This is a genomic window from Uniformispora flossi, from assembly GCF_049534875.1.
GTDB classification, from domain to species: Bacteria; Actinomycetota; Actinomycetes; order Streptomycetales; family Streptomycetaceae; genus Yinghuangia; species Yinghuangia aomiensis.
The window spans coordinates 249,164-273,641 of the sequence record NZ_JBMULZ010000008.1 but is presented as its reverse complement, the minus strand read 5'-3'; the positions used below and the strand labels follow the sequence as shown (position 1 = coordinate 273,641).

At 71.2% G+C, this 24,478-nt stretch carries 27 protein-coding genes; 14 read left to right on the top strand and 13 right to left on the bottom strand.

Annotation, left to right across the window (positions count from 1 at the left end; translation table 11 throughout):
• Positions 1-16: 16 nt before the first annotated feature.
• Positions 17-961 (top strand): heme o synthase, encoded by a 945-nt coding sequence (locus ACPA54_RS20195; protein WP_423531679.1) that lies wholly within the window; start codon positions 17-19, stop codon positions 959-961.
• 232 nt (positions 962-1,193) lie between these two features.
• Positions 1,194-1,559 (top strand): hypothetical protein, encoded by a 366-nt coding sequence (locus ACPA54_RS20190; protein ID WP_423531678.1) that lies wholly within the window; start codon positions 1,194-1,196, stop codon positions 1,557-1,559.
• A gap of 69 nt (positions 1,560-1,628) precedes the next feature.
• Here the strand turns inward: ACPA54_RS20190 and ACPA54_RS20185 are convergent, their stop codons facing one another.
• The 4 genes from ACPA54_RS20185 to ACPA54_RS20170 all read right to left on the bottom strand — a co-directional run bounded on the left by ACPA54_RS20185 (position 1,629) and on the right by ACPA54_RS20170 (position 5,129).
• Positions 1,629-2,249, bottom strand: a complete 621-nt coding sequence (locus tag ACPA54_RS20185; RefSeq protein WP_423531676.1) for a helix-turn-helix domain-containing protein — start codon at positions 2,247-2,249, stop codon at positions 1,629-1,631.
• An 89-nt stretch (positions 2,250-2,338) separates the two neighbouring features.
• Complete coding sequence (locus ACPA54_RS20180) at positions 2,339-3,295, bottom strand: COX15/CtaA family protein (RefSeq protein ID WP_423531674.1); 957 nt, start codon at positions 3,293-3,295, stop codon at positions 2,339-2,341.
• Positions 3,296-3,375: 80 nt separating this feature from the next.
• On the bottom strand, positions 3,376-4,104 hold the full coding sequence (locus ACPA54_RS20175; protein WP_423531808.1) for an ABC transporter permease: 729 nt from the start codon (positions 4,102-4,104) through the stop codon (positions 3,376-3,378).
• Between the two features lie 92 nt (positions 4,105-4,196).
• A complete protein-coding gene (locus ACPA54_RS20170; RefSeq protein WP_423531672.1) occupies positions 4,197-5,129 on the bottom strand; it encodes an ABC transporter ATP-binding protein in 933 nt (310 codons plus the stop codon).
• 326 nt (positions 5,130-5,455) lie between these two features.
• Here ACPA54_RS20170 and ACPA54_RS20165 point away from each other — a divergent pair, with 326 nt between their 5' ends.
• The gene (locus ACPA54_RS20165; protein WP_423531670.1) at positions 5,456-6,202 is read left to right on the top strand and encodes an SH3 domain-containing protein; all 747 of its coding nucleotides are present in this window, start codon (positions 5,456-5,458) and stop codon (positions 6,200-6,202) included.
• A gap of 6 nt (positions 6,203-6,208) precedes the next feature.
• Here the strand turns inward: ACPA54_RS20165 and ACPA54_RS20160 are convergent, their stop codons facing one another.
• Both ACPA54_RS20160 and ACPA54_RS20155 read right to left on the bottom strand, forming a co-directional pair.
• Complete coding sequence (locus ACPA54_RS20160; RefSeq protein WP_423531668.1) at positions 6,209-6,439, bottom strand: hypothetical protein; 231 nt, start codon at positions 6,437-6,439, stop codon at positions 6,209-6,211.
• Positions 6,440-6,574: 135 nt separating this feature from the next.
• On the bottom strand, positions 6,575-7,042 hold the full coding sequence (locus tag ACPA54_RS20155) for a hypothetical protein (RefSeq protein ID WP_423531666.1): 468 nt from the start codon (positions 7,040-7,042) through the stop codon (positions 6,575-6,577).
• 255 nt (positions 7,043-7,297) lie between these two features.
• Between ACPA54_RS20155 and ACPA54_RS20150 the strand changes: the two genes are divergently transcribed.
• From ACPA54_RS20150 to ACPA54_RS20105, 10 genes are all read left to right on the top strand, one after another.
• Positions 7,298-8,008, top strand: a complete 711-nt coding sequence (locus tag ACPA54_RS20150) for a helix-turn-helix transcriptional regulator (RefSeq protein WP_423531806.1) — start codon at positions 7,298-7,300, stop codon at positions 8,006-8,008.
• Positions 8,005-9,417, top strand: coding sequence for a Fe-S cluster assembly protein SufB (sufB, locus tag ACPA54_RS20145; protein ID WP_345674395.1), 1,413 nt, complete (start codon positions 8,005-8,007; stop codon positions 9,415-9,417). The genes ACPA54_RS20150 and sufB overlap by 4 nt, the downstream gene beginning before the upstream one ends.
• 14 nt (positions 9,418-9,431) lie before the next feature.
• Positions 9,432-10,661 carry a Fe-S cluster assembly protein SufD gene (sufD, locus tag ACPA54_RS20140; protein ID WP_423531663.1) on the top strand — a complete coding sequence of 410 codons (1,230 nt, stop codon included), beginning with the start codon at positions 9,432-9,434 and terminating at the stop codon, positions 10,659-10,661.
• Positions 10,661-10,978 (top strand): non-heme iron oxygenase ferredoxin subunit, encoded by a 318-nt coding sequence (locus tag ACPA54_RS20135; RefSeq protein WP_345674397.1) that lies wholly within the window; start codon positions 10,661-10,663, stop codon positions 10,976-10,978. Before sufD ends, ACPA54_RS20135 begins: the two co-directional genes overlap by 1 nt.
• Before the next feature lie 6 nt (positions 10,979-10,984).
• On the top strand, positions 10,985-11,749 hold the full coding sequence (gene sufC, locus ACPA54_RS20130; RefSeq protein ID WP_423531661.1) for a Fe-S cluster assembly ATPase SufC: 765 nt from the start codon (positions 10,985-10,987) through the stop codon (positions 11,747-11,749).
• A complete protein-coding gene (locus ACPA54_RS20125; protein WP_423531659.1) occupies positions 11,746-13,005 on the top strand; it encodes a cysteine desulfurase in 1,260 nt (419 codons plus the stop codon). The genes sufC and ACPA54_RS20125 overlap by 4 nt, the downstream gene beginning before the upstream one ends.
• Before the next feature lie 48 nt (positions 13,006-13,053).
• Positions 13,054-13,509, top strand: a complete 456-nt coding sequence (sufU, locus tag ACPA54_RS20120) for a Fe-S cluster assembly sulfur transfer protein SufU (protein WP_345674400.1) — start codon at positions 13,054-13,056, stop codon at positions 13,507-13,509.
• The gene (locus ACPA54_RS20115) at positions 13,506-13,835 is read left to right on the top strand and encodes a metal-sulfur cluster assembly factor (protein ID WP_423531657.1); all 330 of its coding nucleotides are present in this window, start codon (positions 13,506-13,508) and stop codon (positions 13,833-13,835) included. The genes sufU and ACPA54_RS20115 overlap by 4 nt, the downstream gene beginning before the upstream one ends.
• 114 nt (positions 13,836-13,949) lie before the next feature.
• Positions 13,950-14,888 (top strand): RNA polymerase sigma-70 factor, encoded by a 939-nt coding sequence (locus ACPA54_RS20110; protein WP_423531655.1) that lies wholly within the window; start codon positions 13,950-13,952, stop codon positions 14,886-14,888.
• A gap of 59 nt (positions 14,889-14,947) precedes the next feature.
• Positions 14,948-15,751 carry an SDR family oxidoreductase gene (locus ACPA54_RS20105; RefSeq protein ID WP_423531653.1) on the top strand — a complete coding sequence of 268 codons (804 nt, stop codon included), beginning with the start codon at positions 14,948-14,950 and terminating at the stop codon, positions 15,749-15,751.
• A gap of 82 nt (positions 15,752-15,833) precedes the next feature.
• On the opposite strand, the gene ACPA54_RS20100 is transcribed toward ACPA54_RS20105, so the two are convergent.
• Genes ACPA54_RS20100 through ACPA54_RS20090 form a run of 3 tightly spaced genes read right to left on the bottom strand, consistent with a single transcriptional unit; the run spans position 15,834 to position 19,286 of the window.
• A complete protein-coding gene (locus tag ACPA54_RS20100; protein WP_423531651.1) occupies positions 15,834-16,853 on the bottom strand; it encodes a hypothetical protein in 1,020 nt (339 codons plus the stop codon).
• A 32-nt stretch (positions 16,854-16,885) separates the two neighbouring features.
• The gene (locus ACPA54_RS20095; RefSeq protein ID WP_423531649.1) at positions 16,886-18,997 is read right to left on the bottom strand and encodes a hypothetical protein; all 2,112 of its coding nucleotides are present in this window, start codon (positions 18,995-18,997) and stop codon (positions 16,886-16,888) included.
• A gap of 10 nt (positions 18,998-19,007) precedes the next feature.
• On the bottom strand, positions 19,008-19,286 hold the full coding sequence (locus ACPA54_RS20090) for a hypothetical protein (protein WP_423531647.1): 279 nt from the start codon (positions 19,284-19,286) through the stop codon (positions 19,008-19,010).
• 363 nt (positions 19,287-19,649) lie between these two features.
• Here ACPA54_RS20090 and ACPA54_RS20085 point away from each other — a divergent pair, with 363 nt between their 5' ends.
• Positions 19,650-21,209: a tetratricopeptide repeat protein gene (locus ACPA54_RS20085; RefSeq protein ID WP_423531645.1), complete on the top strand. Its 1,560-nt coding sequence runs from the start codon at positions 19,650-19,652 to the stop codon at positions 21,207-21,209.
• Positions 21,210-21,618: 409 nt separating this feature from the next.
• Here ACPA54_RS20085 and ACPA54_RS20080 read toward each other — a convergent pair whose 3' ends face one another.
• From ACPA54_RS20080 to tpiA, 4 genes are all read right to left on the bottom strand, one after another.
• A complete protein-coding gene (locus ACPA54_RS20080; protein ID WP_423531643.1) occupies positions 21,619-22,353 on the bottom strand; it encodes a hypothetical protein in 735 nt (244 codons plus the stop codon).
• A 243-nt stretch (positions 22,354-22,596) separates the two neighbouring features.
• The gene (locus tag ACPA54_RS20075) at positions 22,597-22,932 is read right to left on the bottom strand and encodes an RNA polymerase-binding protein RbpA (protein WP_345674409.1); all 336 of its coding nucleotides are present in this window, start codon (positions 22,930-22,932) and stop codon (positions 22,597-22,599) included.
• Positions 22,933-23,205: 273 nt separating this feature from the next.
• On the bottom strand, positions 23,206-23,457 hold the full coding sequence (secG, locus tag ACPA54_RS20070; RefSeq protein ID WP_345674410.1) for a preprotein translocase subunit SecG: 252 nt from the start codon (positions 23,455-23,457) through the stop codon (positions 23,206-23,208).
• A 204-nt stretch (positions 23,458-23,661) separates the two neighbouring features.
• The gene (tpiA, locus tag ACPA54_RS20065; protein WP_345674615.1) at positions 23,662-24,447 is read right to left on the bottom strand and encodes a triose-phosphate isomerase; all 786 of its coding nucleotides are present in this window, start codon (positions 24,445-24,447) and stop codon (positions 23,662-23,664) included.
• Between the last annotated feature and the right edge of the window lie 31 nt (positions 24,448-24,478).

Here is a 24,478-nt window from a genome sequence, read left to right as displayed (position 1 = left end):
TGCTGATGGGGTGTTCGTGACAGCCGTCGAATCCCGACCGGCAGGGCTGGCGGGACCCACCCGCGGCAGCCGTCCGCCGGCCGCCCGGGTCCTCGCGTTCGTGGCTCTGACGAAACCGCGCATCATCGAACTGCTGCTCATCAGCACGATTCCGGTGATGTTCCTGGCCGCGAAGGGCCTGCCCGACCTCGGGCTCGTCCTCGCCGTCTGCTTCGGCGGCTACCTGTCGGCAGGCAGCGCCAACGCGTTCAACATGTTCATCGACCGGGACATCGACCGGCTGATGCACCGCACCGAACGCCGCCCGCTGGTCACCGGAATGGTGTCGCCGCGCGAGTGCCTGGTCTTCGCGACCGCACTCGGCATCATCTCCACCGCGTGGTTCTGGATCTTCGCGAACCCGCTGTCGGCCGGCCTGTCCGTGCTGGCGATCTTCTACTACGTCGTGGTCTACACGATGCTGCTGAAGCGCCGCACTCCGCAGAACATCGTGTGGGGCGGAATCGCGGGCTGCATGCAGGTCCTCATCGGCTGGACCGCCGTCACCAACTCGCTGGCGTGGGCGCCATTCGTGCTCTTCCTGGTGGTGTTCTTCTGGACGCCGCCGCACTACTGGCCGCTGTCGATGAAGTGTGCCGACGACTACGCCGCGGCGAACGTCCCCATGCTGCCGGTCGTCGCGGGCAACAAGGTCGTGGCCCGGCAGATCGTGGTCTACAGCTGGGTCATGGTCGCCACCTCGATGCTGCTGTGGCCCGCCGCGCACACCGGCTGGCTCTACCCGGCCGCCGCCGCCGTCCTCGGCGCCGCGTGGCTGTGGGAGGCCCACGGGCTGCTGCGCCGCGCGAACGCCGAGGCAACCGGCGTCAAGCTCAAGGAAATGCGGCTGTTCCACTGGTCGATCACCTACCTGACGCTGCTGTTCGTCGCGGTGGCCGTCGACCCGCTGATCTTCGGCTGAGCCGACCGCCGCGGTTTTTCGGAATCGGTCCTGCGGCCCGGAATCGGGTTCGAGCACTTCGGAAGCACTACAGAAGCACTTCGGAAGCCCCTGCCGTCACGGCGGGGGCTTCTTCCGTTCCCGACCTCGCGGATGCCGCTACCCGGCTCCCGGCACCTCACACACGGCCCACGCGACGCGCTGTGACCAGCCCCACGGCGCCGATCTGATGACCCGTCGGTAGCATTCCGGCATGACCGAGACTGCTGAAGGTGCTGCGGCGCCGGCTACCGATGCGAAGACGGAGCGCCAGGTGCGGCGCCTGGCACGGAACATCTCGCGGTTTGCCGGGCGGCACGCGGTCGACGGCAACGCGCAGGCGGATGCCGTGGTGGAGTACGTCGGCCGGGACTCGACGCGGATCGTGCTGGTCGGCGCGGACGGCGAGTGGGGCGACCAGGTCGCCCGCAACCCGCAGATCGCCCGGCGCGCCGTCGAGGCGGCGGGGCTGACGCTGCACGACGAGTTCCCGAACGACGTGGCGCTGCGGGTGAAGACCGGGCCGTACGAGTGGAACCGGATGGCGGGGCTGCAGCTGGGGAGCCCGGCCGGCGCCTGACGGCTCGTCGGACTCGATCCGGGCCCGGACTCGGCGGGCGGCGAACTCGGCTGGGCTGGGCGCGGGCGGTCAGCGGCCGTCCGGCGCCTCGTCCAGGACGGTGACGCACAGGAAGCGGACCGGGAGAGCCACCAGTTCGGCGGGCCCGTGCGGGCCTTCGCCGTCGAAGTGGAGCGTGTCACCGGGGCGCATCGCGTAGCGGGCGTCGCCGTGGGCGTAGACCATTTCGCCCTCCAGCATGTGGATCAGTTCGATCCCCGGATGGTGGAACAGCGGGAACGCCTCGCTCTCCGCGGTGAGCGTCACGACCAAGGCTTCCTGCCGGGTACGCGGGCCGCGGACCACGCTCAGCAGGCGGTAGTCGTGCCCCATCCGGGTGCCGCGCCGGACGATGCGCGCGCCGCCGCCCGCGGGCGCGTACACCGCTTCGCGGTCCGCCTCGACGCCGCGGAACAGGGCGGTGACGGGGATCGCGAGGCCGTCGGCGATACGTTCCAGCGTCGCCAGGCTGCACGACGTCTGGGCGTTCTCGATCTTCGACAGCATCGCTTTCGACACGCCTACGCGCACGGCCATGTCGGCGATGGACAGCCCGGCGGCACGGCGGTATTCGCGGACCCGGAGCGCGATGACCTTCTCCAGGCGGCCGGTTCCCCGCCCCGAGGGCGCGTCGGGGGCGATGTCGGTCATGGCCGCACATTAGCCCGTGCGGGCGAAGGTTGCTTGCCGGTGCGGCAAAAAGATCGTTGCGGGTTCCGGTCGCCCGCGCGCGCCGCGGCTCAGTAACGGGTGGCGGCGACCGGCTCCGCGGTCGGGGCGGGGACCTCGGCGGGCCCGTCGGCGGGCTCGTCGAGCTCGCCGCGGGCGCGCAGGCCGAACAGGATGCGCGTGGTGGTCACCACGACCAGGCAGGCGCCCAGCATGTGCAGCGAGACCTGCCACTCAGGCAAACCGTTGAAGTATTGGGTGTAGCCGATGAGGCCCTGCGGGAGCAGCACGCCGAGCAGCCACCACACCCGGTGCTGGGCCGCCGCGGGCGCGTCGGTGACGCGCAGCGCCAGCGCGAGGGCGATCGCCGCGCCGAGCAGCAGGAACGCCAGGTCGGCGTGCAGCCAGGCCATCTGGTCGACGTTGACGTCGAAGCGGCGGGCCTTGTCGTCGCCCGCGTGCGGGCCGGAGCCGGTGACCACGGTGCCGACGACCAGCAGCGCGGCGAGGACGGCGACCGTGCCGGCGCCGAAGAGCCGGATCTCGCGGCGGACCAGCGGCTTGACCGGGCCGTCGCCTTCCCCGGACCGCTCGTACAGCGCGACCGCCGACGCGATCATGAACATCGACAGCAGCAGGTGGGACGCCACTGCCACCGGATGCAGGTTGGTCAGCACGGTGATGCCGCCGAGGATCGCCTGGCCGACGATCGCGAAGAGCTGGAAGGCCGCGAGGTAGCGGATCTCCTTGCGGACCGGCCGGTGCTTCCACGCGACGACGATGGCGGCGACCGCGATGGCGCCGAGCACGTACGTCAGCATGCGGTTGCCGAACTCGACGTACGTGTTCCACGAGTTCGCCCCATGCGGCGTCCACTGCGTGTCGTTGCAGCGCGGCCAGGTGTCGCAGCCGAGGCCGGACCCGGTGAGCCGCACCAGGCCGCCGGTGATGACGATGCCGACCTGGCCGACCAGGTTGGCCAGGAACACCCGGCGGGCGAGGGGGGATACGGCGGAGGGCGAACTCATGGGCAGCATCGTACGTTGTGAACGGTTTCACTAAGTCCACGGGGTGGGGTGCTCCGAGGCGGCGCCCCGGCGGGCGCGCCTTACTCCCAGCGGAACCACTTGGCGGCCGCGGCGAGTCCGAGCACCGCCCAGACGGCGAGGATGCCGGCGTCCGCCCACGGCATCGCGGCGCCGTGCTGGAGGACGTCGCGCAGGCCGTCGGACAGGGCGGCGATCGGGGTGAGGTCGAGGACGTTCGCCACCGCACTCGGGAACTTGTCGAGCGGGACGATCACGCCGCCGCCGACCAGCAGCAGGATGAAGACGAGGTTCGCCGCGGCCAGGGTGGCTTCGGCGCGGAGCGTCCCGGCCATGAGCAGGCCCAGGCCGGAGAACGCGGCGGTGCCGAGGACGAGCAGGAGCAGCACCGCGGCGGGGTTGCCGTGCGGCGACCAGCCGAGCGCGAACGCGATGGCGCCGAGCAGCACGACCTGGAGCAGTTCGACGACGAGCACGCACGCGGTCTTGGCGACCATCAGGCCCCAGCGCGGCAGCGGCGTGGCGCCGAGGCGCTTGAGGACGCCGTAGCGCCGCTCGAACCCGGTGGCGATGGCCTGGCCGGTGAACGCGGTGGACAGGACCGCAAGAGCAAGCAGGCCGGGGGCGAGGAAGTCGACGCGGTCCTGGCCGGCGGCGAGCTTGCCGACGTCGACGACGTCGACGGTGCTGAAGAGCACCAGGAGCAGCGTCGGGATGACGACGGTGAGGAGAAGCTGCTCGCCGTTGCGCAGGAGCATCTTCGTTTCCAGCGCGGCCTGCGCGGCGACCATGCGGCCGAGCGGGGCGGGGCCGGGGTTCGGGGTGAAGGTACCCGCGGTTCCGTGGCCGTTGCCTTTGCCGCGCGGTGTCGTGGTGGTGGCGGTCACGCCCGCAGCTCCCGTCCGGTCAGTTCGAGGAAGACGTCTTCGAGGGTGCGGCGTTCGACGGTGAGCTTTTCCGGCATGACGCCGTGCTGGGCGCACCAGGCGGTCACCGTGGCGAGGAGCTGGGGGTCGATGTCGCCTTCGACGCGGTAGGAGCCGCGGGCGACTTCGAACGCCTTGGCGTCGGCGGGGAGCGCGGCGGCCATCGCGGCGAGGTCGAGGCCGGGCGGTCCGGAGAAGCGCAGCGAGTTCTCGGCGCCGTCGCGGCAGAGGGCTTCGGGCGAGCCGGAGGCGATGACGCGGCCGCGGTCGACGATGTGGACCTGGTCGGCTAGGCGTTCGGCTTCGTCCATGAAGTGGGTGGTGAGAACGACGGTGACGCCGTCGGCCCGCAGGTCGGCGACCAGGTCCCAGGTGGCGCGGCGGGCTTGCGGGTCGAGCCCGGCGGTGGGTTCGTCGAGGAACACCAGCTCGGGGCGGCCGACGACGGCCATCGCGAGGGCGAGGCGCTGCTGCTGGCCGCCGGAGAGGCGGCGGTACGTGGTGCGGCCGCAGCTGCCGAGGCCGAGGCGTTCGATCAGCATGGGGACGTCGAGGGGGTCCGCGTGCAGTTTGGCGACGTGCCGGAGCATCTCGTCGGCACGGGCCCCGGCGTACACGCCGCCGGACTGGAGCATGACCCCGACGCGCGGCCGCAGCTGCTCGCCTTGCGCGGCCGGGTCGAGCCCGAGGACGCGGACGGTGCCCGAGTCGGCGCGGCGGTAGCCCTCGCAGACCTCGATCGTGGTGGTCTTCCCGGCCCCGTTCGGCCCGAGCACGGCGGTGACGGTCCCGTGCTCGACGACAAGGCCGAGCCCGTCGACGGCGGTCTTGTCGCCGTACGTCTTGACCAGGTCGACGATCTCGACGGCGGCCGACTGGGGGTGCTCCATGGCGCACAAGTGTAGGTACGGGGAGACAGGGCTCCGTCAGGCGGAGGGGGCTGCGCTCCCGGGAGGGCACCGCCGGCGACGCGGCCACCCGGCGGACGGGCGCCAGCGCGATCGACGAAACGGCTTTGCGCAAAGCGATCCGCGATCGGCCGACCGCCGCCCACCCTGCCCGCCGGCCCCCTCGCCTTCGTCGCGTCCGCGGTTTTGCCCCGTGTCCGCCCCCGTGCGCCGTCTGTGCGCCTTGGACCACCAACTCCAATACCCGATAATGAAGTTGGTCGAAATCGTCCGGTTTACCGGCACTGCGGAACACCGAGGGGGGAACGATGGTGCTGCCGGTCGACGAGGAGCCCTGGTACACGCGTCTGTCCGCGCTCCTCGACCGGACCCTCGCCGCACTCAAGGCCCGCCGGCGCCGCGCGGTCCGCGGCGCGGTCCGGGTGGCGGGTTCGCGCGCCGCGGCGGTCTTCGCGCTGGTCGTGCTGGCCTTGGCCGCCTGGACCCTGGCCGACGTCACCTTCGGCCGCTCCCCCGGCAGCCACCGCGCCGACCCGGCGGACCCCGCCGGACCGCCGACCACCCCGGCCTGGCCCCCGATAGAACCGGCCGGCGTCGTCGCCGCGGGCCCCGTCCCCCAGGAACAGCCGGCCCCGCGCGAGAACACCCGGCCCCCGGACTCCTCCGGCCCCGCCGCCGCCGAAGCCCCGGCCCCGCCCCAGACCAGCCCGGGCGCGACACCGGCCGCCCCACCCACTCGCGCACCGGCCTCCACCCCGCCCCCGGAAACCACCCCCGACGCCGCCGCCCCACCGCGCCCCACCGCCTACGCGCACCAGTACAACCTCCTGATCCGCAGCGCCCCCACCCAGCGTTCCGCCCTCGTCGCCGCCGTCCCCAACGACACCCCCCTCACCCTCCTCTGCCACACCACCGGCCCCAGCGTCGTCTCCTTCACCGGCCGCTCCACCACCACCTGGGCCAAGGTCACCGCGCCCACCGGCAAAACCGGCTACGTCTCCGACGGCTGGATCCTCACCCCCGACGAGCTCACCGCTCTCGTCCCACCCTGCTGAGCCCGCTCACCGCCCACCCCCCGAACTTCGCCGCAGACGGTCGCACGTGTTCGTCCCCGGCACATACTTCTCGGCCGCAATGAGCCCGCGCAGCCGCGCGTGCCCGGGCGTCGTCGGCGGCTCGGGCTCCGCCAGGGCGACGTTCCAGACGAGGTGCTCCAGCAGGACGCGGTAGTACTCCGCGCCGTGCCGGCTCAGAATCCACGGATGCCGCCGCCAACTCGTCTCGACCGCCACGGAGGCGATCCGGCCTGTCCGGCAGCAACGGCAACGCATGGCCTGGCAATGGCCGACAGCCCGCTCACACCGTGGCGGACGGCCGCCTCCTCGTGATCCGACATGCGCGCAACGTACGTCCGCCGCCGGAATGCCTCAACGGCCTCCGGACGCGGATGCGACGCGCTCGACGCCGGCGTCGACGCCGCAGGCCCGGAGACGCTGGGCGATCAGCGTCATCTCGCACCAGGTGCCAGTGAGGCGTCCCGCGGCGAGGGTATCGGCGAGGCGCCGGGCGGTGGCGAGATCCGGGGCGGCGTCGCCCGAAAGCTCGGGGCTGCCGCGCAGCACGCGCAGGATCGAAACCCGTGAGAGCGGCAGCTGCGGCAGGACGAGGCGCACGCTGCCGTTGGCGGCCACAATCGCGGCGCGGACCTCCTCGGGAGCGACACCCGAACGCGGGCCGCCGTAGACGCAGAACCGTCGGCCGCAGGCATCGCACCAGTGCTCGGCGTCCCAACGCAGGGCCCCGCGTTCCACGAACTGGTTCACCTGCCGGTGCGCGGCCGCACCGCAGGCGTCGCACCGCCAGACCACCAAAGCGGTCTCCCCCGCGAAGTCCATGGCGCCGGATCGTACGGCCGACGCCCGGCCACCACGCCAGGCGCTTACGTGAGCCCGTGGCGGTCGTGTCCGGCAGTGGCGAATAACGCAAGGCCGGGGCCTGGCGTCCGCGCCGCCCGGGAGGCCGCAACCGTTTGACTACTCTCCGCCATACCCCCAGCCCAGGCGCTCCTTAGGCAGGCCTAAGTGACACACCGCACGCGGGGCGGATTAGGCATCCGCGGGCATTAACGCAACAATGGCGTTGTGAAATACGTGCGCGAGGGCGCGGGAGGTCCGGGGCGGTCCGCCGTTCCGGGGTCGAGCGCTGCCGAGAACGACGCGCACGCGGGGACCCGGAACAAGGTCGCCCGGTCGATCCTCGTCCACGGGCCGTCCACCGCCGCAGATCTGGCGGAGCGGCTCGACCTGACCGCGGCTGCGGTGCGCCGTCATCTCGACGCGCTGCTGGCCGACGGGGTGATCGAAGCCCGCGAGCAGCGGGTGTACGGTCACCGCGGGCGGGGGCGCCCGGCGAAGGTGTTCGCGCTGACGGACGCCGGCCGCGGGTCTTTTCACCAGGAGTACGACGTCCTGGCCGCCGACGCCCTGAACTTCCTCGCGGAGGTCGCGGGCGAGGACGCGGTCATGGCGTTCGCCCGCTCCCGGGTGGCCGCGATCGAGACCAAGTATCTGCCGGTCGTCGAAAGCGCCCCCGAGGGCAAACGGGCCGAGGCGCTGGCCGAGGCGCTGTCCGCCGACGGATATGCCGCGAGTGCGCGGCAGGCTCCCGGCGGAGAGCAGCTCTGCCAGCACCACTGCCCGGTGGCGCATGTCGCCGAGCGGTTCCCGCAGCTGTGCGAGGCCGAGGCCGAGGTGTTCGCGCGCCTCCTCGGAACCCACGTCCAGCGGCTGGCGACGCTCGCCCACGGCGACGGCGTCTGCACCACGCATGTACCGAACGCCATCGGGAGGAACCCCGTATGACCACCGAAGCTCGCCCCGAGCTTGAGGGCCTGGGCACCTACGAGTACGGCTGGGCCGACCCGGACGTCGCCGGCGCATCCGCGCGCCGCGGCCTGTCGGAAGAGGTCGTCCGGGACATCTCGGCGAAGAAGAACGAGCCGGAGTGGATGCTGAAGCTCCGCCTCAAGGGCCTGCGCCTGTTCGACAAGAAGCCGATGCCGACGTGGGGCTCGGACCTTTCGGGCATCGACTTCGACAACATCAAGTACTTCGTGCGGTCGACGGAGAAGCAGGCGGAGTCCTGGGAGGACCTGCCCGAGGACATCAAGAACACGTACGACAAGCTCGGCATCCCCGAGGCGGAGAAGCAGCGCCTGGTCGCCGGCGTCGCCGCGCAGTACGAGTCCGAGGTCGTCTACCACCAGATCCGCGAGGACCTGGAGGAGCAGGGCGTCATCTTCCTGGACACCGACACCGGCCTGCGCGAGCACCCGGAGCTCTTCCAGGAGTACTTCGGCTCGGTGATCCCGGTCGGCGACAACAAGTTCGCGGCGCTGAACACCTCGGTGTGGTCGGGCGGCTCGTTCATCTACGTGCCGCCGGGCGTGCACGTGGAGATCCCGCTCCAGGCCTACTTCCGGATCAACACCGAGAACATGGGCCAGTTCGAGCGGACGCTGATCATCGCCGACGAGGGCTCGTACGTGCACTACGTCGAGGGCTGCACCGCGCCGATCTACTCGTCCGACTCGCTGCACTCGGCGGTCGTCGAGATCGTCGTCAAGAAGAACGCCCGGGTGCGCTACACGACCATCCAGAACTGGTCGAACAACGTCTACAACCTGGTCACCAAGCGGGCCGTCGCCCACGAGGGCGCGACCATGGAGTGGATCGACGGCAACATCGGTTCCAAGGTCACGATGAAGTACCCGGCCGTGTGGCTGCTCGGCGAGCACGCCAAGGGCGAGACGCTGTCGATCGCCTTCGCGGGCGAGGGCCAGCACCAGGACGCGGGTTCGAAGATGGTGCACTGCGCGCCGAACACGTCGTCGAACATCGTGTCCAAGTCGGTCGCGCGCGGCGGCGGGCGTACGTCGTACCGCGGCCTGGTCCAGATCGAGGACGGCGCCAAGGGCTCGACGTCGTCGGTGAAGTGCGACGCGCTGCTGGTCGACACGGTCAGCCGCTCGGACACCTACCCGTACGTCGACGTCCGCGAGGACGACGTGTCGATGGGCCACGAGGCGACCGTTTCCAAGGTCTCCGAGGACCAGCTGTTCTACCTCATGAGCCGCGGCATGACCGAGGACGAGGCCATGGCGATGATCGTGCGCGGCTTCGTGGAGCCGATCGCTCGGGAGCTGCCCATGGAGTACGCCCTTGAGCTGAACCGCCTGATCGAGCTTCAGATGGAAGGGGCTGTGGGCTAGGCCCGCGAAAACCTATGGCAAGCGCAACTAACTCCGGTAGCACCACGGCCGGTTCCATCGCCGTGCGCGAGGCCGGGGCCCCTGGCGAACTCGCGGGTCCCGGCACCGGGCGCATGGTCAGCCAGCCGGCCGACGCCCGGCAGATCGCGGTCGCGTCCTACGACGTGGCCGACTTCCCCGTGCCGCACGGCCGCGAGGAAGACTGGCGGTTCACCCCCCTCGACCGGCTCAACGGGCTGCACGACGGCACGTTCGGCACGGCCGGCCGGGTCGGCGAGCTGACCGTCGAGGTCGAGGCCCCCGCGGGCGTCGTCGTCGAGACGGTCGGCCGGGACGACGCCCGGGTCGGCAGGACCGGCAAGCCCGTCGACCGCGTCGCGGCGCAGGCGTACAGCGCGTTCGAGAAGGCCACCGTCGTCACGTTCCCGAAGGAACTCGTGGCGGGTGAGCCGGTGTTCGTGCGGACGCGCGGCGCCGGGACGACCGGTTTCGGGCACCTCGTGATCGACGTCGGCCGGTTCGCCGAGGCGGTCGTGGTGCTCGAGCACACCGGCAAGGCGACCTACGCGGACAACGTCGAGTTCCTCGTCGCGGACGGCGCGAAGCTCACCGTGATCTCGGTGCAGGACTGGGCCGCCGGCGCGGTGCACCTGAGCCACCAGATCGCCCGGCTGAGCCGGGACGCGGCGTTCAAGTCGGTCGCGGTCACCCTCGGCGGCGACGTGGTCCGGCTGTTCCCGCGGGTCGTGTACGACGCGCCGGGCGGCGACGCCGAGCTGTACGGCGTGTACTTCGCCGACTCGGGCCAGCACCTGGAGCACCGCCTGTTCGTCGACCACGACGTGCCGCGCTGCCGCAGCCTGGTCACCTACAAGGGTGCGCTGCAGGGCGCCGACGCCCGCACGGTGTGGATCGGCGACGTGCTGATCCGCGCGGCGGCCGAAGGCACCGACACGTACGAGCTGAACCGCAACCTGCTGCTCACCGAAGGGGCGCGCGCCGACTCGGTACCGAACCTGGAGATCGAGACCGGCGAGATCGCCGGCGCCGGGCACGCCAGCGCCACCGGCCGGTTCGACGACGAGCAGCTGTTCTACCTCCAGGCCCGCGGCATCCCGGCCGACGAAGCCCGCCGCCTGGTGGTACGCGGCTTCTTCGCCGAGGTGATCGCCCAGATCGGGCTGCCGGAGCTGCAGGACAAGCTGATGGAGCGCATCGAGGCGGAGTTGGGGGCGAGCGTCTGATGGCGTTCCAACGCGCGTGCGCCGAGAGCGAGTTGTCGGAAGACACCCCGCACCGCGTGGTGCTGGACGGTGTCCCGGTGACGCTCGTGCGCACCGAGGGCGAGGTGTACGCGATCAACGACGTGTGCAGCCACGCCAACGTGTCGCTGTCGGAGGGCGAGGTGGAGGACTGCACCATCGAGTGCTGGCTGCACGGCTCGCGTTTCGACCTGCGCACCGGCCGCCCGTCCGGCCCGCCGGCGAACCAGCCGGTCCCCGTCTACCCCGTGAAGATCGAGGCCGACGCGATCCACGTCGACCTGAACCAGGAGTCCTGAGTCCGTATGGCAACGCTTGAGATCCGCGACCTGCACGTCAGCGTGGAGGCCGAGAACGGCCCCCGCGAGATCCTGCGCGGCGTCGACCTGACCGTGAAGCAGGGCGAGACCCACGCCATCATGGGCCCGAACGGCTCCGGCAAGTCGACCCTGGCGTACTCGATCGCCGGGCACCCGAAGTACAAGGTCACCGGCGGCACCGTGACGCTCGACGGCGAGGACGTGCTGTCCATGTCCGTCGACGAGCGCGCCCGCGCGGGCCTGTTCCTCGCGATGCAGTACCCGGTCGAGGTGGCCGGCGTGTCGGTGTCGAACTTCCTGCGCACGGCGGCGACCGCGGTGCGCGGCGAGGCGCCGAAGCTGCGCCTGTGGGTCAAGGAAGTCAAGGAGGCGATGGACCGCCTCCAGATGGACCCGGCGTTCGCCGAGCGCAACGTCAACGAGGGCTTCTCGGGCGGTGAGAAGAAGCGCCACGAGATCCTCCAGCTGGAGCTGCTCAAGCCGAAGATCGCGGTGCTCGACGAGACCGACTCGGGTCTGGACGTCGACGCGCTGCGCATCGTCTCGGAAGGTGTGAACCGGGTCCGCGACACCGGCGAGATCGGCACGCTGCTGATCACCCACTACACGCGGATCCTGCGCTACATCAAGCCGGACTTCGTGCACGTGTTCGCGGGCGGCAAGATCGTCGAGTCCGGCGGTCCGGAGCTGGCGGACAAGCTGGAGAACGAGGGCTACGAGGCCTACACCGGAGTCAGGGAGAGCGCATGACCATCACCCTTCCGGGGCTCCTCGACACCGACACGATCCGCAAGGACTTCCCGGTGCTGTCGCGCACCGTGCACGACGGCAAGCCGCTGGTCTACCTGGACAACGCGGCGACCTCGCAGAAGCCCAAGCAGGTCATCGACGCGCTGAACGCCTACTACGAGCTGCACAACGCGAACGTGCACCGCGGCGTCCACGTGCTCGCCGAGGAAGCCACCGCGCTGTACGAAGGCGCCCGCGACAAGGTGGCGGCGTTCATCAACGCGCCGTCCCGTTCCGAGGTCGTGTTCACGAAGAACTCGTCCGAGGCACTGAACCTGGTCGCCAACATGCTGACCTGGGCGGACGAGCCGTTCCGGGTCGGTCCGGGCGCCGAAGTGGTCATCACCGAGATGGAGCACCACTCGAACATCGTGCCGTGGCAGCTGATGTGTCAGCGCACGGGTGCGTCGCTCAAGTGGTTCGGCCTGACCGACGAAGGCCGCCTCGACCTGTCGAACATCGACGAGGTCATCACCGAGAACACCAAGGTGGTCTCGGTGGTGCACACGTCGAACATCCTCGGCACGGTCAACCCGATGGAGCTGATCGTCCGGCGGGCGCACGACGTGGGCGCGCTGGTCGTCGTCGACGCGTCGCAGGCCGCGCCGCACGTCCCGATGGACGTGCAGGAGATGGGCGCCGACTTCGTGGCGTTCACCGGGCACAAGATGCTCGCCCCGACGGGCATCGGCGTGCTGTGGGGCCGGCTCGGGCTGCTCGAGGAGCTGCCGCCGTTCCTGGGCGGCGGCGAGATGATCGAGACCGTGACGATGGAGTCGTCGACGTACGCTCCGGCGCCGCACAAGTTCGAGGCGGGCACCCCGCCGATCGCACAGGCGGTCGGTCTGGGCGCGGCGATCGACTACCTCAACGCGCTGGGCATGGAGAACGTCGCCTCGCACGAGCACGCGCTGACCGCGTACGCGCTCGAAGCGCTGGCCACCGTCGAGGGCCTGGAGATCATCGGCCCGAAGACCGCCGAGTCGCGCGGCGCGGCGATCTCCTTCAAGTTCGGCGACCTGCACCCGCACGACGTGGGCCAGGTGCTGGACGAGCAGGGCATCGCGGTGCGCGTCGGCCACCACTGCGCGCGGCCGGTGTGCCTGCGCTACGGGGTGCCGGCGACCACGCGCGCGTCGTTCTACCTGTACTCGACGCCGGGCGAGGTCGATGCGCTGGTGGCCGGCCTGGAACATGTGCGCCGGTTCTTCGGCTGACATAACCGAGGCACGGACACACATGCGTCAGGACCGTTGGGAGCGGCGATGAAGCTGGACTCGATGTACCAGGAGATCATCCTGGACCACTACCGCAACCCCCATCACAAGGGGCTGCGGGACCCGTTCGACACCGAGGTGCACCACGTCAACCCGACGTGCGGCGACGAGGTGACGCTGCGGGTGAAGCTCGACGGGACGGGTGCCGGCGCGAAGGTCGTCGACGTCTCGTACGAGGGCCAAGGCTGTTCGATCAGCCAGGCCAGCGCGTCCGTGATGACCGACCTGGTCATCGGCCGCACGGTCGAGGACGCGCTCAAGGTCCAGGAGGAGTTCCTGACCCTGATGCAGTCCAAGGGCCAGGCCGAGCCGGACGAGGACGTGCTGGAGGACGCGGTGGCTTTCGCCGGCGTGTCGAAGTTCCCGGCGCGGGTCAAGTGCGCATTGCTCGGTTGGATGGCGTGGCGGGATGCCACCACGCAGGTGATGGAGGGTCGGAAGTGAGCGACACCAAGATCGGTCCGGCGTCGCCGGACGAGGTCACCGAGGCGCTGTACGACGTCGTCGACCCGGAACTCGGCATCAACGTCGTGGACCTGGGCCTGGTGTACGGCGTCACGGTGGACGACGGCAACATCGCCACCGTCGACATGACGCTCACCTCGGCGGCGTGTCCGCTGACCGACGTGATCGAGGACCAGGCGAAGACGGCCACCGAGAACCTGGTGAACGATCTGCGGATCAACTGGGTGTGGATGCCGCCGTGGGGCCCGGACAAAATCACCGACGACGGTCGGGAGCAGCTGCGGGCGTTGGGGTTCAACGTCTGATCTGCTGCCTCGCCGATCCGTGCCGGTGCTGTGCCGGTGATGGGCGTGACGGAAGGCCCGGTTCCCCGATTCCGGTCGGGAGCCGGGCCTTCGGCGTTGGATAGCGTGGGCGGCATGAGCGAGGCGGGCGGTGCGGGCGGGGCGGGCGCGGCGGTTGCCGAGTTCGAGGCGGAACGGGGGCGATTGTTCGGGATCGCGTACCGCATGCTCGGGTCGGCGGCGGAGGCCGAGGACGCGGTGCAGGACGCCTATCTGCGGTGGCATGCGGCGGACCGCGGGTACATCGGCGCGCCGGGGCCGTGGCTCGCGAAGGTGACGACCAACCTGTGCCTGAACCGGCTGACGTCCGCGCGGGCGCGCCGCGAGGAGTACGTCGGCCCGTGGCTGCCCGAGCCGGTGCGCACCGACACCGGCGCGCTGGGGCCGCTGGAGACCGCGGAGCAGCGCGAGGCGGTGTCGATGGCGATGCTGGTGATGCTGGAGCGGTTGTCGCCGCCGGAGCGGGCGGTGGTGGTGCTACGCGACGCGTTCGACTACGGGCACCAGGAGATCGCCGCGGTGTTGGACTGGCCCGAGGCGAACGTGCGGCAGGCGTACAGCAGGGCGAAGAAGCACCTGGCGGACGGTCGGCCGCGGTTCGCGGCGTCCGCCGAGGTGCGCGCGGACCTGCTGGAGCGGTTCCTGACCGCGGCGGCGGAAGGCGCCCTGGACCGGCTGGAGGCGCTGCTCGCCCACGACGTGGTGGCGTGGGCGGACGGCGGCGGCAAGGTGCGGTCGGCGACCCGGCCGGTGTCCGGGCGGAACGCGGTGGCGCGGTTCTTCATCGGCATGCTGCAGAAGTTCGGGACCGGGGTGGTGGTCACGTTCGCCGAGGTCAACGGTGCGGCGGCGGTCCTCGGGTGGGAGGACGGCGCGCTGATCGCGGCCGGGATGGTGGAGTTCGGAACCGACGATTTCGGGAACGGTGTGGTGACGGACGTCCGGATAATGCGGAATCCGGACAAGCTGGGTTTCCTGGAAATCCAGTGCCGGGAGCTGTCACAGAACGCGTAGCTGCGCGGTTCCTTCCTGCGTAGGCGCTTCGACCGCGTACGCATTTGGAGGAGACGCAGATGTCCGACGACGCGATCCGCAACGACGGCGGCACGATCCTGGTGACCGGGGCGACGGGGGTCCTGGGCCGGGAGGTCCTGGCCCGGGCCCGCCGCACCGGTCTTCCGGTGCGGGCGATGACACGCCGCACCGAACTGCCCGACGACCCGGGCGTCACGTGGGTCACCGCCGACCTGAAGACCGGCGCGGGGGTGGACGAGGCCCTCGACGGGGTGACGACCGTCGTCCACTGCGCGAGCGACGTCCGCCACCCGAAGAACGACATCCCGGGGTGGCACCACCTGCTCGACTCGGCGCGGCGGGCCGGGGTGGGGCACATCGTCAACATTTCGATCGTCGGGATCGACCGGATCCCGTACCGCTACTACCGGATCAAGCTCGAAGGCGAACGCCTGCTCGCGTCCTCCGGCATCCCGTGGACCAACCTGCGCGCGACCCAGTTCCCGGAACTCCTGAACGCCGGCTTCCGCGCGCTGTCCAAACTCCCGGTCGTGCTCGTCCCGACGAAGACCGCGTGCCAGCCCGTCGACCAGGGCGAAGTCGCGGAAAGGCTGGTGGCGTTGGCTTTGGCGGCCCCGTCCGGCCAGGCCACCGAGATGGGCGGCCCGACGGTCTACACCGCCGACGAACTCGCCCGCACCTGGTGCCGCGCGGCCGGCAAGAAGCGCTGGGTCGTCCCTGTCCGCATCCCCGGCAAGCTCGGCGCGTCCTTCCGCAGCGGCGCCCTCACGACCCCGAAGCATGCGACGGGGGTGCGGACTTGGGAGGAGTACTTGGCGGGGAAGTCGGGGGCGGCGGGCTGATCGGCACGGGTCGGCGGTATGCGTGTGCGGTGCCGGGGCGCGCGGCGGCGCCCCGGCACCGCACCGGGCGGGTCGTACCCGGTCAGGCGCGTGGCGCCGGGCACCCGTCCGCGGCGGCTTGGGCTCGCAGCATGCGGTCCACCAGGACAGCGGCATCCGCGACTCGGGCCGGGTCGGCTTCGGCGCGGTAGAACACGGAGCCTGTAGTGCACTGCGCGGTGAAGGTGGCGGACACTCCGCCCGCAACTCCCGCCCCGAAGGCCTGCGGCTTGATCACGCCGTCCGGGATGGGAGTGTGCATGGCCTTCATCAGGTCGGCGAGTCCGCGTCGGTAGGCCAGCATGCGGAACGCCGGGTTGTCGGTGGGCCGCTGCGTGCCATCGGTCACCAGACACTCTTCGAGCAGCGCCCCCGGCCCGATCCGGCTCTGTGTCGCCGGAGCGGCGCCGAAAGCCCGACCGGCGTCCGGACCACCGCAGAGCGCGTGCGTGGGGAGGGGCGCGACGGACGCCGTCTGCACGGCGGGCTGCGGCACCGGAGGACCGCTGCATCCGACCTTCGCCCGGATCGCGTTCGCCGCGTCGACCAGCACGGAGGCGACACGCACCCGGTTGTCGTCCGGCCGGCCGGGCACGCGGGCGAGGTCCGGACGCTGCAAAGTCTCACGGCGGAGGTCGCGGGCGATCAACTGGAAGTACGCGGGCCCGTCGCCCGCCCGGCAAGGCGGCGCCTCGACCCAGCCGCCGTAGTCGGACACCAGGCCCACGAGGTCGCCGCCCATGCCGGAGAAGCTCGACGTCATGGGCCCCAGGGAGCCGGGCATCACCGTCAGATCTCCGAACTTCCGGTAGATCTGGAAGTCGAACCACGGGCCCAGGGTTTCCGGTTCGGAACGGCGCAACCAGCAGCTGTCGTCACCCGCCGGATAGTCGAGCCGGTTGACGCCCGGTTGCGCGACGTACTTGCCGTCCGGAAGCACCGAATGAGCGGCGGCCGCCGGGATCACTCCCCAGCAGAACGCCTTGTCTTCGCCGGCGGAGCCGCCGTCGCGCGACAGAACGACACCCGCCGCGACACCGACCGCCAGCAGAACCAGCCCCAAGGCCAGGATTCGCTCCGACCGCAATCGCCGCATCACGAGCTCGCCACCGGAATGATGGCGGTGTAACCAGTCCCGGCGGCATTCACCAGGTCGGTCCGCACATTCTGGTACTCGGGATGGGCGGCCGCCCAATTCTTGACAGCCTGCTCCACTTGCACCTGGCCCTTGCTGTAGACCTCGTCGATCTTCCCTTGCGCGGCGTCCGCGTTGTCCGGCTCGTCCCATTGGAAGTACTCGCCGACGATCCCGTTCACGCCCGCGGTGGCGACCGCGGTGAGGAGGGCTCCCGGACCGGAGGAAGCCGCCGCGACCCGTGCGGTCACCGCGGCCGAACCACTGTCCACACCGGCCGAAAGCCACCTTTCCCAGCGCGCGTTCGCGTCGGCCTGGGTCTTGTCCTTGGCTTCGGCCTCGGCCCTGATGTCCGAAGAGACCGCCGAGTCGATGTACCCGAACGCTTCGCCGGCCTGCTGCGCGAAATTGCGCGCCGCCAGGGGGTCCGGGCTCGGCGAATCGGCGGCGATGAGGCCCAAACCGGTGAGGGTATAGCCCTCTTCGGCAATCTTCAGCTTCTGGATGTTGGGCAACTCCTGGGTCAGATCGCCGAGCACCCGGCGCAGGTCCTGCCGTGCGATATCGGCGACCTCGCCTGCATGCGGAACCACGGTCTTGTCCTTGGCCGCATCCTCCTGTGTCAGGCCGAGGTGCAGTGATTCCACGTTGTTCGTGAGCATCTCGGTCACGCTCGACCGGAGTTCCTCGGACGAGCCGAGCGCCGTGCTGCCGTCCGCGCCGAGTACGGCGATGACGTTGCCCGTGGCGTTCGCCATCTGCCGGGTCGTGGGGTGGCCCGAGGTGGCGACGACGACGGCATCCCCGAAGGCGTCCAAATAGCTGTTGTCGAGCACCGGGGACCGCGTCTCGACCCACGGCGTCAGACGGTGGTCGTTCACCAGGTACTTGACGTGGTCCAGTCCGGAGGGCGGGTACGCCTGGGGCTTGCCCGACGCGTCGAGCACAGGCGGGCGTCCGAAGAACTCGGTCGCCGCCTCGGGGTTGTTCTTGAGGGTCGTCAGGTAGCCCTGGACCGGGTCCAGGCGCGGATCACTGGTGTTCCAGACCCGGCCGTTGTCGCCGGTCTTGTCGAACTTCAGCAACCCGTCGCCGATCTGGGTCAGGAACGAGGTGTCGTAGCGGCCCGCACGCAGCAACGTGTCGAGGGACTGGTAGCCGAAGGTCACCTGACCGGACATCGGGGCCGCCTTGTCCCCTTCGCCCTTCTCGCAAGCCAGCCGGAGTTTGGCCATCCACTCGGGGTCCTTGGCCAGATCCGCGCTGGCCGCCGACAGCGCGTTGCGCATGACGTCTTGGACGCCCTGCCGGTCGTCCTTGTCCAAGCCGTTTCCCGGGACCAGCCAGGGCTGCGTGGTGATGCGGGACAGGGTCAGAAGATTGTCCGGCCCCAGATCCCGTACGAGTCCGATCGAGTATGCGGGATCGGCTGCGTTGTCCAAGCCGAGCAGCTTGAGTTCCTTGAGGTCCTGGCTGCTCAGTTCCCCGGTGCGGAGCTTCAGCAGAAGGTCCGCGGCCCGCCGGGCATCCGCGGTCGGGTCGGCGCCCAGGGAGCGAACGTTGAAGTCGTTCTTGGGGCCGAAGTCGACGTTGGCCTTCATGGTCAGGGCGGCCAGTTCGTCGGCGGCAGTGGCCTGGTCCAGTGCCGTGGTGATGCGTTTGGCGATGTCGTCGGCGAGCCCTTGGAGATTGGTCTGCTCGGCGTCCGACATCGCGGTCCACGTGAGCCGCCCGTCCGGCTGCCGGGTGATCCCGTTGCGGCGGGCGTCGTCCAGCGCTTGGCGAAGCATGGTCTGCGCGGTGCGGAGCTTGCCCGCGGCCTCCCGCAGGATCGCCGCCATCGCGCCGGACTCGGCACGGACGGCTTCGAGTTGGTCGCCGACGTAGCCGATCAGCTGCACCGCCCGGCGGCCGTCGTCGCTGATCCAGGCGCCGGCCAGCGGACCGATGACGTCGCGGTCGACGGACGCCTTGTCACCGCTCATGGCCGCGCTGAGTCTCTCCCAACTCGCCGCCACCCCGTCGACCGCTTCAGGCGAACAGGTGTCGAGGTCTTCGATCGAAAGTCCCATGGCGCGCCCCCTACTTCTTGCTCAGCGCCTTGGTGATGGCCTGTTCGGTTTCCTGCCAGTTCGTGGCCGCTTTGCGGATCCGGCCGGCACGTTCGTCCATGTCTTCGAGGAGATGCTTGAGCTTTTCGCCCCAGCGTTCGTGGACGTGTTCGACGGCCTTGGTGAGTTGCAGGTTGCGGCCGATGTTGACGTGCTCGCTGTCCTTCAGCGCCAGGTTGACGTCGGCACTCGCTTCGCCGCGCAGGCCCTCCAGGCGGGTGGCGGCGCTCAGCATCGTCTCGGGGGTCAACTGGACAGAGCCCGCGGCGGGCGCAGCCGACTGCAACCGCGTCTCGGTGGCCTCTGCGGGTGAAGGAACACTCCCCTCATACCGCCAGGGGCTCAATATTCGATCGATGTGGTCGTACTCGCTCACTGCGTCCCCCGTGTCCGTCGTATTCGGGAGGGGAGCTTAGCGGGCGGAGAACCGATTCCGCGGGAATCGGCCACGCCTCGGCGGAGGTTCGGTCAAGGATCTGATCGAACTCGGGGCGTCACACCGCGTTCTGCCACCGGGCCTGGCTTGATCCTCCCTGTGGCCGCGCCGGAAATGGGGTCTGCGCGGTAGCGTCGCCCGCAACAGTGGACTGGCTGTGGGGTGGGGTGGCTGCGGGTGGTCTTCCGATGGCGGCGGCGGCACGAGCGCCACTTGGCCGAGTACCGGCAGCGCCTGGAGCAGGCGCAGGCCGCGGCACCCCCGTCGGGTGCTCTGATACCCGCGATCGCGCCGCCCCGGGGATCACTTTCGGTCGAAGCGGAGGACGAGCTTCCGTCACCGGCGCGGTCCGCACGGGCCATGGCGGTACGCGCCGAAGACCGCGACCGGGCGGCCATGCTCGCCGACCGGGCCCGGCAGTTGAGCCGGTCCGGACGCCACACCGAAGCCTCCGCACCGGCCCGCGCCGCGGTGCGGATCCTCGGCGAACTGGCCGAGCACAACCCTGCGGAGCACGCCGCCGACCTCGTCGACGCGCTCCGGGCGCTGGCCGCGGTGCTCGCGGGCGGCAAACAGTACGCCGACGCGGTCAAGGTCGCCGACAACGCCACGCTCCGCGCCCGCCGCCTCGCCGCGCTCGACGTGCATCTCCACCGGCCGTTGCTGGCCGCGACGTTGCGGGACCTCGGCGCCCGGCTCGGCGACGCCGGCGAGGCGATACGGGCGTTGAGCGTGCTGCACGAATGCGTCGAGGCGTACCGGACGCTGGCGGCCCGCTCGCCCGAGGTCTACCGGGCCGGACTCGCGGATGCGCTGGACGAGTTCGCCGGGCGGCTCGCGGAAAACGGGCTCACCGACGACGCGTTGGCCGTGTTCGAGGAAGCTGCTCGGCTGTTGACCCTCGCCGACGCGGACGTCCTGGCGCAGGTGACGACGCGTCAGGCCAACCTGCTGGCCCGGGTCGGCCGCGTCGACGAGGCGCTGGAGCGCGCGAACTCCGCGGTACGGCTGCGCCGTTCGCAGGCCGAGGACACCCCGGGCGCGGCCGAGGACGCGCTGGCCGCCGCGCTGCAGAGCTACGGCCTGCTGCTCAGCGGCGCGAAGCGGCACGACGACGCGGTGGAAGCGCTGGAGGAGGCGGTGTCGCTGCGGGCCCGCCGGGTGCGGGTGGATCCGGCGATCGCCCGGCGGCCCGAGGTCGCGGTGACGTATGCCGTGTACGGCCTGGTGCTGATCTCCGCGGACCGCCCGGCGGACGCGGTGCCGCCGCTGGCCGCCGCACTGGGGGTGGGCACCGCACTCAACCTGCCGCAGGTCGTCGAGATGGCCACCGACGCGCTGATCCGCGCCCACGCCGCCGAACCCGCCGCGGTCCGATCCCGCTGGCGCGCGGCCACCGGCGAGGACGCGCCGCAGTGGATCACGGGGACGGGCCGCACCCGCCGCGTCGAAGCCGGGCCCGGAGCCGGAACCCCCGCCCCGGCCCCCGCCGCTCCCCGGCCCGACCGGACTCCCCCACCGAACCGCACACCGCCGGCCGACCGGACTTCCCCATCGGACCGCACACCGCCGTCCGACAAGACACCGCAACCCGACAGCGCACCCCACGCCGACCACACGCCGCCACCCGGCGAGGAGAACCCCCGCCCGCCGGGCCGCGGCCGCCTGACCGGCCAGCCGATGCGGCGCCCGATCCCGCCGCCGACGAGACGCCCGCGGACGGACATCGACGTGTAGGCGCAGGCACCAGACCGGAGTCGGAGGCCCAAGACACGGGCGCGGGCGCGAGAGGCAGGCGCGAGGGACGCGGGCGCGACACGCGGGCGCAGACGCGAGACGCAGGCGCGAGACGCGGGCGCGGTTTCCGTCGGCGGGTTGGTCTTCCCACCACTGTGCCGCCCAATCGGGCCCGGCAGCGCCGACGCGTGGGCCGTTAACGGCACCCGTGGCACCGCCGCCTCGCCTCGGCGGCTCTCGCGTCCGTGCCGCCCGAGCGGGCCCGGCTCCGGCGCCCGACCTGTTCTCAGCGGTTCGGCCGTTCGCTCCCGCCCGGTTCCTCGCCCTTCGCGTCGGAGACCGCCGCGACCGGGCGCTCCCGCGGGTGTGCGTGGGCCGTTCACGCTCCCAGCGGCGCCACCGCCCCGCCTCAGTGCCCCTCGCGCTCGGCTCCGCCCGGTTCCTCCCGTGCCGCGTCGGAGACCGCCGCGACCGGGCGATCCGCGGGCCCGCCCGAGTGCTCTCCCCCGTCCTCGCCCTCCGCCGCCCACACCGCCTCGTCGGGCTCCTCCCCCGCCTCGGCGCCGCCCGGCGGCGTCGCCCGTCGCCGCGACGTGTACCACCCTGCCCCCGCGATCGCCGCGACCACCGCCGCGATCGTGCCCAGCAGGGTCGCCGTCGAGAAGAAGCCCGCGGAGGAGGCCGAGTCCGCGTCGTCGGGCAGCTCGTCCAGGTCCGTCGAGCAGACCAGCTGGTCCGACATGCCCGCGAGGCGGACGCACGCGGTGGCCGCCAGGCCGCCGCCGTCGTCCGGCAGGACGTCGACCCGGGCCTTGACCGTCCGCACCACCTCGCCGCCCACCGGCAGGTCGACCGTCCACGTCAGCTGCCCGCCGAGGGTGTCCGGCGAGCCGTCGCTGGCGAGCAGGAAAGTGCCGTTGGGCAGCCTGGCCGTCAGCGAGACCATCTCCAGCGCCACCGCGCCGATGTTGCGGGCCCGGATCGTATACGTGTGCACCCGGCGCTCGGCGGTGTTCATCGTCCCGTCGTCCACCCGCACCGACACCGCGGGCTGCGGGACGCCCGGCAGGGGGTCCGCGGCCGCCGCGGCGGGCAGGCAGGCGAGCGCGGCGGCGGTACCGAGGACGGCGAGACGCGTGCCCACGAGGACTCCCAACGGTGGCGGCCTGGCGCAGGTTCACCGCTCAGTCTGGGCAGCGGCGCACCCCGCAACGTCGATCCGGCCCGCAGGTTCCCCCAACGGGCGTATCAGGACAACTCGTTCGTGTCATTCCGCGGCCGTCGGGGAACCACCCGGAACGCCGGCAGGGGTGTGCCGTCACGCGGGCGCCAGGCACCCACATGAGGGCACACCCCTGCCGGGACGTGCAAAAAAGCGCGGTCGCTCTCAGATCTCCCCGCGCAGCTTGGCGAGGGCCTCGGCGAGGATCGCCTCGCCGTCCGCGTCGCTGCGGCGCTCGCGGACGTACGCGAGGTGCGTCTTGTAGGGCTCGGTACGCGGGGCGTCCGGCGGGTTGTCCGCGTCCTGGCCGGCGGGCAGGCCGCAGCGCGGGCAGTCCCAGGTCTCCGGGACCTGCGCGTCGGTCGCGAAGCTCGGCTGGGTTTCGTGCTTGTTGGCGCACCAGAACGAAATGCGCAGCCGGGGTGCCGCTTCGCCGCGCTCGGCCTCACCCATCGGACCCGCGCCTACCCGGCTCCCACGGATGGCGTTGCCACTTGCCACGGTTAAAACTCCCCTTGGATCTGGTGGACGCGCGCCACGGACGCGCGGCTCGGACGACGGCTCGGGCCAACGGCCGTGATCCGGCCGGGCGACTGCCTGCCGAAACAGTGTACGTGCGGCCCGCGCGACCGGGAACCGCCTCCTGCGGCATTCCGACACGGTGTCAGGAAGCGTGTACAGAACGGGACATCGGGCCCGATACCGGGTGCCCGGAAAGTCCGGCGGGGCGGTCCGGCACGGAAATCCCCGCCGGAGCCGCCCCGTCCGCGCACCCTACTTCTTGAGCAGCAGCCCCAGGACCACGATGCAGATGAACCACAGCGAGCCGACGATGATCGTCAGGCGGTCGAGGTTCTTCTCCACGACGGACGACCCGCCGAGCGAGGACGACATGCCGCCGCCGAACAGGTCGGAAAGACCGCCGCCCTTGCCCTTGTGCAGCAGGACCAGCAGCACCATGAGCAGACTGCAGATGATCACGGCGATCGAGAAAGCGAGAGTCACGGCCTGGCCCAAACTCCTCATCGGAGAGCTTCACGGGGGCTGGCCCCGTCCCGCTCCGGACGCGCGACCAGGGGTTCCTGGCCTCGGACAGGGTACGCCGTTCCGCGGCCCCGAGGGGAACCGGAAGCCGAAAACCCGGGACCCACCTGCGGAAACCGCGGGCGGGACCCCGGCGGACGCCGGGCCCGCGGAACGGACCCGGCCGACGTACCCGACTAACCGTGCTTAACCTACGGCCTGGTCCCGGAAGCGGACCAGCTTGACGAACTCCTCGGCCTCCAGACTCGCGCCGCCGACCAGGCCGCCGTCGATGTCCGGCTTGACCATGAGGCCCGCCACGTTCGACGACTTGACCGAGCCGCCGTACAGGATGCGCACCTTGCCGGCCAGCTCCGCGTCGTACAGCTCGGCCAGGCGGCCGCGGATCGCGCCGCACACCTCCTGGGCGTCCTCCGGCGTCGCGACCTCGCCCGTGCCGATGGCCCACACCGGCTCGTAGGCGATCACGATGCGCTCGGCCTCGGCCGCCTTGATGCCTTTGAGTCCGCCGTCGACCTGCGCGAGCGTGTGCGCGACGTGCTCGCCGGCCTTGCGCACCTCGAGGCCTTCGCCCACGCACAGGATCGGCGTGATGTTGTTCGCGAACGCGGCCTTGGCCTTGGCGTTCACGACCTCGTCGGTCTCGTTGTGGTACTGGCGGCGCTCGGAGTGGCCCACGGTGACGTAGGTGCACTTGAGCTTGGCGAGCATCGAGCCGGCGATCTCGCCGGTGTACGCGCCGCCCGTGTGCTGCGACACGTCCTGCGCGCCGAACACGATGCGCAGCTTGTCGCCGTCCACGAGGGTCTGCACCGAGCGCAGGTCGGTGAACGGCGGCAGCACCGCGACCTCGACCTGGTCGAAGTCCTTGTCGTCCAGTGCGAAGGCGAGCTTCTGCACCAGGGCGATGGCCTCGAGGTGGTTGAGGTTCATCTTCCAGTTGCCGGCCATCAGCGGAATGCGGCCGGTCACGGCGGAACCTGCGGGGTTCTTCTTGGTCACG